Origin of the sequence: Chryseobacterium sp. ISL-6 (assembly GCF_018613715.1) — a bacterium.
Taxonomy (GTDB): Bacteria; Bacteroidota; Bacteroidia; order Flavobacteriales; family Weeksellaceae; genus Chryseobacterium; species Chryseobacterium paludis.
Genome location: NZ_JAGGPT010000001.1, coordinates 400,634 through 413,473 on the forward strand (window position 1 = coordinate 400,634; position 12,840 = coordinate 413,473).

A 12,840-nucleotide genomic window follows, 5' to 3' on the forward strand; every position below is an offset into this window, starting at 1 on the left:
ACTTAGTTTTCTACGAGTACATCGTATTTTTTCATTTTTTCACGGATTTTACCGACCGTTCCCATTTCAAGAATGTCATTAAAATCAAACTTTACCTGATAGAACTGCTCCAATGCTTCTACGATAAGTAAGTGAGACATAGAATCCCATTCAGGGATTTCCTGATACGTAAGATTTTCATCTACCATTTCTTTCTTTACCGCAATTGCTGAAGCAATTATTTCATAAAATTCGTCTGTTGTGTGCATTTTAAATTTTTATAGTTTTCCATTTACCATTTTTGAAGATCAATAAGAATAATACAGCCAATACGATTTCTGAAGAAACGATTGCTGTAAATATTCCTTTCAGTTCCCAGTGAAGTCTTACTCCAAGGAGATAAGCTAAAGGAAGCTGAATAACATAGAACATGATCATATACAGCAGCGTTACCTGCATAATATTGCCGGCTGCATTTAGAGCACGGCTGATCACCATTGTAAAGCCAAGTAATAAATAAGCCATAGAAACCACATGGATGTACTGTATTGCATATCGTGCGACTTCAGTTTCGGAAGTGAAGAATGTTACCACATACTCTGCTGCAAACTGCCAGAATAAGGCAACTGCCACCAGGTAAGTCATATTGATCCCTCCAGCTCTCCACACCGTTTTTTCTGCACGGTCCGGATTTCCAGCTCCTAAATTCTGTCCTGTAAGGATTCCTGCAGCGTTTCCTATTCCCCAGGCGGGCATTGTCGCTACGGAAGCAATCCTTTGGGCAATGATGTAGCCTGCGAGAGCAGTTGTCCCGAAAGTAGCTGTAATTTTAACCATGATCAGCCAGCTGGAAGCAGGAATAATGTACTGCACCAGTCCTCCAAAGGTGATTTTTAGTATTTTCTTTATTAAAGGCACATCAAAGTGAAACTTTACCAGAATATTGATACTGGTTTTGCCTGTAAGAAGAATAAAGAATTGGTACAAAACAGCTAATAGTCGGGATAAAACGGTAGCATAAGCTAACCCCATCAATCCGTAAGCGGGAATAAAACCAATTCCAAAAACAAAAATCACTGCGAATACCATACTGGAGATATGACAAAGCCAAAGGGATTTCATCGCAAGAGCTGCATCACCGGCTCCCCTGAAAAGTCCATTAATAGAAAGACGCAGGATAACCAGGCCAATACTTAAAAATACGAGCTGGGAAAAAAGTAATCCATGGTCAACACTATTGGGTTTAATTCCAAGAAAACTGATGATATCGGATGCAAAAATAAAAGATAACCCACCTATTAACAATGCGAAAGCTGCTGCTAATAATATGATATAATGAGCGGTTCTGCTCATGCCTTCTCTGTCTTTTTCTCCGGCTCTCCTTGCTGTTAATGTTGCAGCAGCGATACCAAGGCCAATGGCAATAGCATTAGCAAAATTGATGTAGTTATCTGTGATCCCTACAAGCCCAAGGACCTTATCTCCTAGCCTGGCAATAATTAAAAGATTGATACTGACAAAAAGAGATTCCATTACAAGCTCCATGACCATGGGAATGGCCAGGCTAAAGATAGAACGGTTGATGCTTCCGGTTGTCAGTTCGGTTTTTTTTCCGGCTAATGCTCCATACGCAAATACAGAACCATCTTTTACAAGATGCAGAAACTTTCTCATATTGCCGCGACAGAATTTTTATTCGCTATCTGATACAGTGGATTTGGTAGTGCTCCATCTTTCTTTGGAATAGCAAATGCCTTATTTTCACTGTATCCGTTATTTTTTAAACGCAGGCTGTTGATATAGAATCTTTTGAATGTTGGAACATAAAGATCATATTTTTCGTAACGTTCCTGCAAATGAGGATTGTCATTTTTATAGCTTTCAATACATTCGTGAACAAGGGTCCAGAATTGATTTTCTTTAAAGTCTGAATGCGTGTGCAGGGCATCTGATAAATATCTGAAGAAAGCATCAAACACACCCAGAAGAATAAATAACGGAATATTCTCTTTATTTGAAGACTGGATCAATCCATCTGCCAGATGATCCGGTAATTTTTCTCTTGCTTCTGTAGTTAAAACAATATCATCTACAAAATCTTTGATCACGATTCTTTGTGGAAGTCCATTTTTCAGTACTACCATGATATTCTCTCCATGAGGGGTAACACATAAAGAATGGGTATAATAGATATGAAGTAATGGAATAAGATAAGCATCAAGATAAAGGGTTATCCATTCTTCAATACTTATTCCCGCTTTTTTAGCAAATGCTTCTACCAGTGAATTTCCTTCCTCATCTACGTACAGCAAAGAAGCCATGGTTACCATTTCTTCATCTCCTTTTAAATAATTAGATGCACTTTCACGCCATAAAGCACCTAGGAATTCATTATACTGATAAGGAACATTCTGAATAGCTCCATATTGTGGATGTAAATAAGTAGTTGCTGCTTCTTCTCCCAGGAATATAGTTCCCTTATCTGCTAAATATGCATCATCTTTGATCAATCCTTTTACCCAGTCTGTAATAGATGGTGCAATTTTCATCTGTTTAGGGGAAAGTCCACGGATGTTTCCTGTACTCAAAATAGATACTGCTGTCTTTAAATATCTTTTCTCAGGATTTTTAGTATTGAATAAAGTACGAATACTTTGCTGTGCACTGTATTCATCATTACCTTCTCCCAGAGGAATAAGAAGTCCGTTTGCGATATCACCTGCATAATGGATCTTTAATTTATTTTCCCATTGCCAGGGGTGTACAGGAATAAGATTAAAGTCACTAATTGATTTTCCACTTTCAGAAAGTTTTTGCTTAAAGCTTTCATACAGTTCATGACCGACTTCTGAACGGTAGAACTCTTCTTTTTGAATGTTTTCCAAAGCCTGGAAACTCGATCTGTCCTGATGTGCAGCAAACCATAGAACTTTTAAAGGCTGATCAGCTTCAGGAGAGTAAGTTTGTAGATCCGTAGGAGAAAAACCCAGACGGCTTTTGTTAACGATCACCCAAGGATGTCCTTTCATATGGTGCTCTATAACCTGATAACCGGCTTCAGCTAAATCTTTTGAGGACATTACTCCTTTTTCAAGGATCAGTGCATCACAGTATAAAGTATGTAAAAGCTCTTCTGTATATCTTGCTAACGTATTGGAATCAAGATCGAATACTGGCTGCATTTCCAAAAAGAACTGAGGAACATCGATTGACGAACTTACATTCCCGTTTTCATGTCTTTTAATGCTGTTTTTATCAATAAACCAGTAATCCATAAGTCTTTCCTGGCCACGGAAACTGTAAACTACATTTTCATTTCCTGTTTCAAGTCTGAATACAGTATATCCTTTTTCATCTTCAAAATCGGCTGTTGGTTTTAAGAGTTCTTCATGCATTAATTCTGCAATGGTCTTAGCCATAAGATCTCTGTTAGCTTGCTTCCAGTTTTCCTGGCTGATTATTGTATTGTTTAATGTGTTGTTCATAATAAGTATTAAATAGTGGCAGTTGTGGGTATAGTAGAATATTTTTCGACGTCAAAATCCTGAAAAGCGATTTTCTTTTCGACTTTGTAATATTCTCTTCCGAGAATATCGTTGATGATGTAAGAATTTCGGTATGCAGCCATTCCAAGATCCGTAGAAATATAGCTGTGAGTATGAACTTCTGCATGAAGTACATAAATTTCACCACCATTATGATCTATAGAATAATTTCTGTTGACAGCGTATAAACCAGATGAATCTCTTTTAATTCTAGATTCAATATTCTTTAGGAATGAAGGCTCTTGATAGCGGTATCCTGTTCCTATTACGATGTAATCAGCTTCCTGTTCGTAAGGAATCCCTTGTTCTTTCTGTGTAAATTCAAGGGTAAGACGATCCGGACTGCTGTTATCTACCCTATCCAGCTGACTGTTTGGAATAATCGTGAGCTTTGGATCAGCATTATCAATGTTCAGGTCATAAATAAAATCATAGATCTGATTGATCAGGTCATAATTGATGCCTTTAAACTGAGCCTGTTGTTTGCTTAAAATTGATTTTCTTGCTGCTTCATCCCTGCCGTAAAAATAATCTACATAATCAGGAGAGGTTAGCTCTAAGGTTAGTTTAGCATATTCCATTGGAAAGAATCGATCTGGTCGGGAATACCAGCCTAGTTCTGTATTTTCATTACGGCTCTGAAGCAGGTCATAGAAAACCTCTGCTGCACTTTGTCCTGAACCTATCACAGCTATTTTTTTTCCTTTTGCCAAAAGCTCCTCTTTTCGGTATAAATAAGAACTGGTATGAAGGATGCGTGAATCTTCTTTTGGAATAAACGAAGGGATATGTGGCTGTGTTCCTGTTCCAAGGATCAGTCTTTCTGCTTTATAAACTACCGCTTCTTTAGTTTTGGTATGAACTGTTGTGATGAGATAAAGTCCATCTTCATATATAATATCCACTACCTGTGTTGAAAAACGACACTGCGGTAACTGGCTCACCACCCATTGGCAGTAACGGTTATATTCCTTACGAGGGATGAAGAAATCTTCCCTGATAAAGAATTTATAAAGCCTGTTCGTTTCTTTAAGGTAATTCAGGAGACTTAAAGGATTCGTAGGATCGGCCATGGATACACAGTCGCATAAAAAAGGCGTCTGAAGCGTTACATGATCGATCATCAACCCCGGATGCCAGTCGAAACCGTCTCTCTGGTCAAGGAAAAGTGTTTTTAATTCAGAAATTGGATTGGATAAAGCGGCAAGACCCAGATTGAAAGGTCCGATACCTATTCCAATTACATTATATATTGTTTCGTTATTCATTTTCAGTGATTGTTGCATTGATTTGTACATCTTTGTTTTGAGGGAATTTTTCCCAGTACCATTCTCTGTAGCAGAAATTAAGGTTGGCCTTTTTATGAGGCATTTCAATAACTTTCTCGACTTTAAAACCTACATGTGCTTTATTCATCATCGACGCCAGAGAATCTACAGAACCTTCACCAACCATTTTTCCTACCTCTGATTGAGCAAATACATAATCAACCATCGATTGTGTGGAAGGAGAGACATATTTCTTTTTAGGATCTGTAGGGGCTATGAACTGGTGTGTTCCATAATCTGTAGGAAGTACTTCATAGTAATCTCCTACTATGTCTCTGCATGGCCAATATACTTCAATATTACATGAAGGTTCGCCATTGCTTAATACGATATAACTGTGTCCTTCCTCGCTTGGTAACATCAGACGGTAATAGGTTTCCAGTTCATCAATCGGCCAGTTCATTTGCCATACTTTTACTGCATGTTCACGGTTGAACCATTCATGAAGCATTTCAAGATCCTCATCAAGATCAATCGGACGCATGGTAATGGTAACATCTTCTTTCTCAAAATAGCGTCTGAAGAAAACCTCTTTTCCTTTCGGATTAATCAGCTGATCTGAAAAGAAGTGCTTATGAAGCAGATTGGGTACTCTGGCGTATGAAAGAGAAGAAGCATTGATGCCACCATCCATATCAAGAATGGCTGATTGTAAATTGGCTTTTGTTCCCCAATAGCGATTTGTTAATGCATAGCGGGTGATATCAGATGGATCTTCATGATTCAGCTTTACAAATTCCTTATAAACCTTATCGATAAGATCTCTTTCTTTTACCCATCCTGTTTTACCCAATGATGTAATCAGTGCAGATAAATTACTTACCAAAAGATGATGTGAAATAATATCAAGAAGTCTTTCATCTCTGATAAAAAGTTCTTCAATTTCAATATGATCTTTTAAAAGATCCTCGTATTGGTATCTTGCGCTTTCTCTCAACAGATACCCTTGTCCGTCTCTTACAAAAAGAGTTTCAGGCAATAGATTATCATTCAATCCAATCAGTAAATTCTGCTGATGGGCTTCAGGAGCCATGCCATATTGACTGTAAAGGTGGTTTAAAGGCGCAATAAGAAGCTTGATATAAGCCTCAAACCAAACGCTGATAGCTTCTTCCTTGGTAGTCTCCAGACGATCTGCAACATCTTTGAAAAAACGTTGTACAAAGCTGGATTCATCGGTAGGTTCATCCTGACATAGCCTTGCCAGTAATAATACTTTGTCCTCTGGTTTAAAGGTATTTTCACGGAGTAATAAGTTTAGACTTTCTATATTTTTTCCGTTATGATGTACACTTAATGAAGCAGGTTCCAATAATAATTTAAAATGACTGAAGTTTTTCTCAAATGAATGAGCTACGGTCTTCCACCATAAAGAAGAAGCGTAACCTCTTTTAAGATCTTTAAAACTATTTATTCTTATAGACCCTGTCATCAGAACATGCAAAGAGAACTTAGGCATCCAGGCACTATCCAGGTTGTAAAGAGTTCTTATAGAAGATGTAGAATAGAATTCATCTCCTAATGCTCCGATAGGAATTAGTTTTCGGAGTTGTACCATTTCTTCTCCTTCCTTGGTTGATAGAAAGTACTTTCCTTCCCAAGGGTGGCATGGGGCAATATAAAAATCAGAAAGCATTTCCCCATCCTTTAAATATTCTTTTCTAATGTTTTCAGGTAATGAAACCATACTTTTCAATAATTCCTTGCATGATATTTCCAGGACAGAATTCTCTCGTACACTATGTTTATCGATCAAAAAATATTCAAGTTGGATCGCTTTACCGAATTCAGGGCCGTAGTGAAGCTGCTCTCCTTCCGAAAATCCCATTCTTGATTTTGTAAACGGATGCAGGTTATGACCTATAGGAAGTTGCTGCTCAGATTCTAAAAAAGAATAGGCTGATGTTTTATTATTTTGTGAATTGGCAGCAATAGTCAGTTCCATATTTTTTAAACTGCTGTGAATTCTATCAATGAACTTATCGAATCCTTTTTCATTAAAGCTTTCTGAAAATTCTTTATATACAAATGCCGTCAGCTGATCCAGATCTACTTCAAAAACCTTTTGGTTTTTATGATCAACAGCCCATATTGGAAATCCATAATCATGGAAAGAACTTTCAGAGCGGTAAGAAACAGGAGCAAATAAAAATAGTTCGCTTTTCTTTAAGTCGAATCTTAGATATAATGGATAATTAGTGTTTTGGAGTGCTTTAGCTGTGAGCGTATCATATTTTGGAATCCCTTCGTAGAATTTTCCATTTCCAAGTTCACGAAACATTCCGTTTAACAGGATTCTTGCAGTAATTTCCTGCGCTTTTTTTGCAAACTTAGTTTGTTGTTCCAAAGTCTTCTCCATGAGTTTTTATTTTATTTAAAATTTGATGAACATCCTCAGTTGTAGTGATCGGATTAAGGAAGGTAAACTTGAGGTAGAAATTACCATCAACCTTGGTACTGGCAACAAGGATTTCTCCACTATAGAAAAGTTTCATTTTAATATGCAGATTCAGGGCATTCAGATCTTCAATATCAGATCTCAGATAACGGAATACCAATACACTAAGGTCTGTATGAGATAAAAGTTCAAATTCAGGATCTTCCGTGATCATCTCTGCTACATCTTTAGTAAGATCGATTACTCGGTCTGTGTATTCAGCTAATTGTTCCTGTCCCATCATTCTTAAAGTGAACCATAATTTTAATGCATCAAATCTGCGGGTACTCTGTATGATCGACTTATTGATTTGTGCAGGAATTTCCTCCTCATCCATTTCTGCAGGATTCAGGTAATCTGCATGATGTTTCAGGATTCGCAATTCTCTCTTGTTTTTAACGATAAAAGCACTGCTGCTGATCGGCTGGAAGAATGATTTGTGATAATCTATAGTCACAGAATCTGCTTTTTCTATTCCATTTAATAAATGGCGGTATTTACCACTTAAAAGCAATGCACAACCATATGCTGCATCTACGTGCATCCATATATTGTGATGTGCTGCAATATTGGCAATGTCTTCTAAAGGATCTACATTTCCAAAATCTGTAGTTCCTGCAGTAGCAATAATCCCGATAGGAATATTCCCCATAAGAATTTCCCTCTTCATGTATTTTTGAAGTAAAGTGATGTCCATACGGAACTCACTGTCCGTAGGAACCTTGACGATAGATTTCTCACCCAATCCCATTATTGATGCATTCTTTGAGTTGCTGAAATGAGCTTTATCAGAAATAAAGATTCTAAAACGGCTGGCTTCAGGTGGAAGACCATCCTGTTTAATATTGTGATTTAAATTCTTTTGAGAATAGCAGTCTCTCATCATCACCAATCCCATTAGGTTGCTTTGAGATCCTCCTGCGGTAAAAACACCATCACTTTCAGTTGTATAACCTAATCTTTCTGCAGTCCAGTCGATCAGTTTTCTTTCCATAAAAGTACCTCCGGCACTTTGGTCGTAAGTATCTTGGGAAGAATTGATGGCGCTGACAAGGATTTCTCCGGCCAATGCAGGGATGACGATTGGGCAATTAAGGTGAGCAACATATTGAGGAAGATGAAAAGCTGTGGCATGCTTTACGTAGATATCATCTACCTCATTTAATAACTCTTCATAAGAAGAGAGTTTTTGATTCAGATCGATGTGCTGAACCTTCTTTTTCATTGTTTTAGCTTCGATACCGCTAAATGGTTTGTCGTTTCTATGAAGAAAAGTTCCAACTAGGTTTAAAGTGTCATTGATAGCGGAACGATAGTGATCATAATTATCTTGATGAAAAATGTTTTCAAATTTCCCCGAAAAGTGATTCAAAGTGCTATTTATCACTTCCCCGTGAGGCAAAATTTCGTTGTTCATATATTTATTTATAACGTTGATTGAATAAATTGTGGTTTTTTTATTTCTATATAGAGATGAAGTATCCATCTCGTAATCAATACGTTAAGTTTTAAATTTTTTCATTTTTTGTTTGGTACTTAATTAAAAATTCATAAATTTGACAACCCTATTGTTATTTAGAATAATTAAAAACAAATATAATAATTTAATCCTAACACAAAATTTTTTTTAATGAATTCTTTAAAAATTCTAGAAAAAAGCAGTTTGACTGCAGAGCGGCTACTTCCTGTAGCTATTGAAATTACAGATGGCGAGCGCAAGATGATCATGGAGGCAGTGGATTATCTTGAGAAAAAATATGGTAATTTCGAAAACCGTGAATTTGTAATGCAGGTCCATCAGCTTGCCTCTTACTTTTTACCGGAGAGATTGCTAAAAGTATTGGCTTCTTTTGCCAGTGACTTTTCTGAAAATCAGTATGGGGCTCTTATTTTCCAGGAACTTTTTGATATTGATCAGGAAAAAATAGGCAGTACCCCTGCTAATTGGCAATCAGCAGATTATTCAAAATTCAATCAATATGGATTTGCCTGTGCATTGATACACGGAGCTCTTCCGTCTAAACCGGTACAATATTATTCACAACGTAAAGGAGGTGGATTGATCCATGCGATCATTCCGGATGAAAAAATGCGTGAAACACAGACCGGATCGGGATCTGCAACTGATTTATATGTACATACTGAAGATGCTTTCCTTAAACATCAGGCTGACTTTTTAAGCTTTATGTATATCCGTAATGAGGAGCAGGTGCCATCAACCCTATACTCTATCCGTTCCCATGAAAATATCCGGGAGGAGTACAGACCTTTATTCGATCCTATTTTTAAGATCCCTAAGGATGCCAATTTACAAACCGAAGCAGAAGAAGTAGACACTTTGGATGCGGTTCTGTATGGTAACAGAGATCTTCCTTTTATGCGTTTCGATGCTGCAGAGCAATTGTTTAATCCAGATATCAAGCAGACTGATCTGGCACATCATGCGCTTAGCAAATTCTGGCAGGAAGCAAAAAACCTGATCTATTCAGATTTTACTCCTCAGGCTGGAGATGTTATCGTGGTGAATAACCATTTGTGTGCTCACGGACGATCTGCTTTCCGTGCCGGTGTGAAAAGTATCAACGGTGTCGAACATACCTGTGAAAGAAGAATCATGCTAAGGATGATGAGTAAGGTAAGTCTTCTTGATATGAGAGGACATACACTGAAAGAAGATCCATTCTTTGTTATAGAAGAGCATTTAGGTAAAAACTTTGCGAACTTCTAAGTAATCGAAAGATTTAAATTTTTAATAAAAAATCCTTTCTGAGCATTTGTTCGAAAGGATTTTTGCTTTAAATAATAAAAGAAATAGTATTTTTTTATCTATTCATTTTCTAATTGACGTATTACTTTTTCTAGATCACTTTTATTTAAATCTGTTTCTGTTTTGTTCTTCAAAATCTCTTTAAGTGCCAAAACATGTGCGGTTTTAAAAGCCTTTTCAGAAGTTGTGCTTATATCCGGACTAACTCCGGTATGTTCCCAGTTTCCACCTGTTATTGCTGCTGTTACTTTTCCAGTAGGAATTAATAGAAGATATTTATTCCCAATTATAAACGGATCTACAGGGTTAGCTGCTCCACCGGTATTTTCACCAATTACCTGGGCTAATTTATATGCTTTTAAAAAGTAAGCCAATCCTTCTGCCGCCGAGAAAGATTGTTTACTGGTAAGAATGTAAACATTCTTATTGAGATATTTTTGACCAGGCACTTTTGATAGCGTGTTATTCTGTACTGTTTTTTCTTTATCTCTGAAATAGGTGGAATACAAATTGGTTTTCTCTTTAAAGAAATAGCTGCAAAATAGCAAGAGCATTCCATTATCCCCACCTCTATTTTCTCTAAGATCAATAATTAATGAATTAGTATGGGCCACAAAATCCATTGCTGATGCTAACGTTTTGGCACTCGAATTGGGCTCTGCAAATCCTTTGAAATTAATATAACCAATATTACCTTCTAATCTTTTTACATTCTCAAAGCCAAAATTCTCAAGACTATTGTGAAAATTGTTTGAAGCGGTTATTTCTTTTGTAATTTTCCGATCTTCAGGATTGAAATTCTCCACGTATTTAACAAAAAAGTGTTGATCTTGAGATATTATTCTTAATTGTTTCGTAAGTTCTTCGGCAAGATTTTTTCCATTAAGAGATTCGAAATTTTTCAACTGAAGTTCAGAATCCAGTTTTTTATAAAGATCTTTGTCTAAATAGTGGTCTTTGACCTTTCCCAAAATCTCTTTTATGACCGGACTATTTGTATTCTGACAAAAAGAAGATAAAGAGTAAAGTGAAAAAGCAAGAATTAGTATTTTTTTCATTAGATTAAAATTTAATGTATGGCAAAAATACTTTCGTAGGCAAAGTGAGAATTGTAAAAAAGGAAACTCATTCAAATAAACAACCATATATTTTTCTGTTCAGTATTAACTTTCTTAAAAAAAGTACCCGGAGTTATTTTGGTAAGTTCTTTAAAATCCTTTATAAAATGAGATTGGTCATAAAAAAGATTTTCATAAGATAGTTCTGTCAGGTTTTTTATTTGTTTATTCTGTATCAGTGCCTTTCTAAAACGATGTACTTTCCGATATTCAGAAGCAGATTTAGCGAGATAGCGTTTAGAAATTTTATTGACATACTGACGAGTTATTCCATTCTTCTGAGCGATATCTTCGATACTAATATCAGTTTCAAGGTTCTGCGTTATCTTTTTTACAAAGCTCAGATCCTTCTCTATAAATTTTGAAAGCCAATAATCTTCTAGTTTTTGTATTTGTGTTTCCCGGTCTGATTCATTGAGAATAGAATTCACTATTTCCGGAAAGTCAGAGGCAATGATTTCATCTTCAAGAAATACAATATTCTCATTATTGAAAAAATGATATATTCCTAATGGTTTAAAATAAATCGTAATTTCATTGATAGCTTGTATGTAGTATATCTCAGTAGAGCTGGTACACCGCGAAACGAGGTCAACAAGTACATTTTCTTCAGGAGATTGGGAAATTTCTATTTTATTTTCATTCTCCATTACTTCAGCATTCTGGCAAGCTGATACAATAAAAAAGTTATTGGGAAATGTAAGATACCGTAAGGCATGATCAGGATCATCTTTAGACATAAAATAATATCCCTGGATATATTTTCTTAGTACTGGATTCGCAGGTTGGTAAAAATGGATTTTCATTAATATTATGTACAGAAATAAAATAAAGGTCTTTATGGTAAAAATACAAATAGAAAAGAAGAAACCCGAAGAAATTCTTCAGGTTTTATGCAATGATTCTTTTTTTTTAAAATATCTCACTAAATACCGCATCCATCAGCATCACAGGCATTCTCTCCATTAGAAAGATCGGTAAATGATGAAACAGTTTCTTTGTATGTTTGCTGAAGTGCATTTTCAAAAACGTCAACAGGTTGGGCTCCTGATACAGCATATTTACCATTTAAAACGAAAAACGGGACACCTGTAATTCCATTATTTCTTGCCTGTTGAATATCTTCATTCACTTCATGAGTAAATTCCTCTGAAGTTACAGCCTGCTTTGCTTCCTCTCTGTCAATACCCAATGAGTCTGCAATAGATACTAAAGTGTCAGGATCACCTACATTCTTACCGTCAATAAAGTGAGCAATAAATAATGCTTCTTCCATTTCATTAGACTTATGATACTTTTTTGATAAGTGTAGAAGTTTATGAGCAGAAAAAGTATTGGTGATTAAAGCTTTTTCAAAATTAAAATCAATTCCCGCACCTTTACCCATTTGTGCTACCTGGCTGATCATTTGACTAGCCTGAGCCTCAGGAAATCCTTTCTTTTCTCTAAAATAAGTAAGGGTGTTTTTCGTTTCTGATGGATTCAGTGTCGGATCCAGTTGAAAACTCTTCCACTCTACTTCTACCTGATCTTTAAAGGGTAACTTTTCTAAAGCCTGTTCAAAATTATTCTTTCCTATATAGCAAAACGGACACATAACATCCGACCAGATTTCTATTTTCATTGTATTTCTTTTGATAAATTTAATCCTGCAAAGTTACCAAAT

Annotated in this window: 10 protein-coding genes; 1 reads left to right on the forward strand and 9 read right to left on the reverse strand. The window is 36.1% G+C overall.

Annotated features, from left to right (window positions below; all coding sequences use genetic code 11):
* Window positions 1-2: 2 nt before the first annotated feature.
* The 6 genes from J7E44_RS01855 to J7E44_RS01880 are packed head-to-tail and all read right to left on the reverse strand — an operon-like array spanning window position 3 to window position 8,706.
* The gene (locus J7E44_RS01855) at window positions 3-248 is read right to left on the reverse strand and encodes an acyl carrier protein (RefSeq protein ID WP_214824969.1); all 246 of its coding nucleotides are present in this window, start codon (window positions 246-248) and stop codon (window positions 3-5) included.
* Window position 249: 1 nt separating this feature from the next.
* A complete protein-coding gene (locus J7E44_RS01860; protein WP_214824971.1) occupies window positions 250-1,653 on the reverse strand; it encodes an MATE family efflux transporter in 1,404 nt (467 codons plus the stop codon).
* On the reverse strand, window positions 1,650-3,464 hold the full coding sequence (locus J7E44_RS01865; protein ID WP_214824973.1) for an IucA/IucC family protein: 1,815 nt from the start codon (window positions 3,462-3,464) through the stop codon (window positions 1,650-1,652). The genes J7E44_RS01860 and J7E44_RS01865 overlap by 4 nt, the downstream gene beginning before the upstream one ends.
* Window positions 3,465-3,472: 8 nt before the next feature.
* Complete coding sequence (locus J7E44_RS01870) at window positions 3,473-4,792, reverse strand: lysine N(6)-hydroxylase/L-ornithine N(5)-oxygenase family protein (RefSeq protein ID WP_214824975.1); 1,320 nt, start codon at window positions 4,790-4,792, stop codon at window positions 3,473-3,475.
* On the reverse strand, window positions 4,785-7,211 hold the full coding sequence (locus J7E44_RS01875) for a GNAT family N-acetyltransferase (RefSeq protein WP_214824977.1): 2,427 nt from the start codon (window positions 7,209-7,211) through the stop codon (window positions 4,785-4,787). The genes J7E44_RS01870 and J7E44_RS01875 overlap by 8 nt, the downstream gene beginning before the upstream one ends.
* On the reverse strand, window positions 7,183-8,706 hold the full coding sequence (locus J7E44_RS01880) for a pyridoxal phosphate-dependent decarboxylase family protein (protein ID WP_214824979.1): 1,524 nt from the start codon (window positions 8,704-8,706) through the stop codon (window positions 7,183-7,185). The genes J7E44_RS01875 and J7E44_RS01880 overlap by 29 nt, the downstream gene beginning before the upstream one ends.
* Before the next feature lie 213 nt (window positions 8,707-8,919).
* Here J7E44_RS01880 and J7E44_RS01885 point away from each other — a divergent pair, with 213 nt between their 5' ends.
* On the forward strand, window positions 8,920-10,017 hold the full coding sequence (locus J7E44_RS01885; protein WP_214824981.1) for a Fe(II)-2OG oxygenase family protein: 1,098 nt from the start codon (window positions 8,920-8,922) through the stop codon (window positions 10,015-10,017).
* A 98-nt stretch (window positions 10,018-10,115) separates the two neighbouring features.
* Here the strand turns inward: J7E44_RS01885 and J7E44_RS01890 are convergent, their stop codons facing one another.
* From J7E44_RS01890 to J7E44_RS01900, 3 genes are all read right to left on the reverse strand, one after another.
* Window positions 10,116-11,114 (reverse strand): S41 family peptidase, encoded by a 999-nt coding sequence (locus J7E44_RS01890; RefSeq protein ID WP_214824984.1) that lies wholly within the window; start codon window positions 11,112-11,114, stop codon window positions 10,116-10,118.
* A gap of 71 nt (window positions 11,115-11,185) precedes the next feature.
* Entirely contained in the window at window positions 11,186-11,980 is a 795-nt protein-coding gene (locus J7E44_RS01895) for a helix-turn-helix domain-containing protein (protein WP_214824987.1), read from the reverse strand.
* Window positions 11,981-12,099: 119 nt separating this feature from the next.
* A complete protein-coding gene (locus J7E44_RS01900; protein WP_214824990.1) occupies window positions 12,100-12,798 on the reverse strand; it encodes a DsbA family oxidoreductase in 699 nt (232 codons plus the stop codon).
* Between the last annotated feature and the right edge of the window lie 42 nt (window positions 12,799-12,840).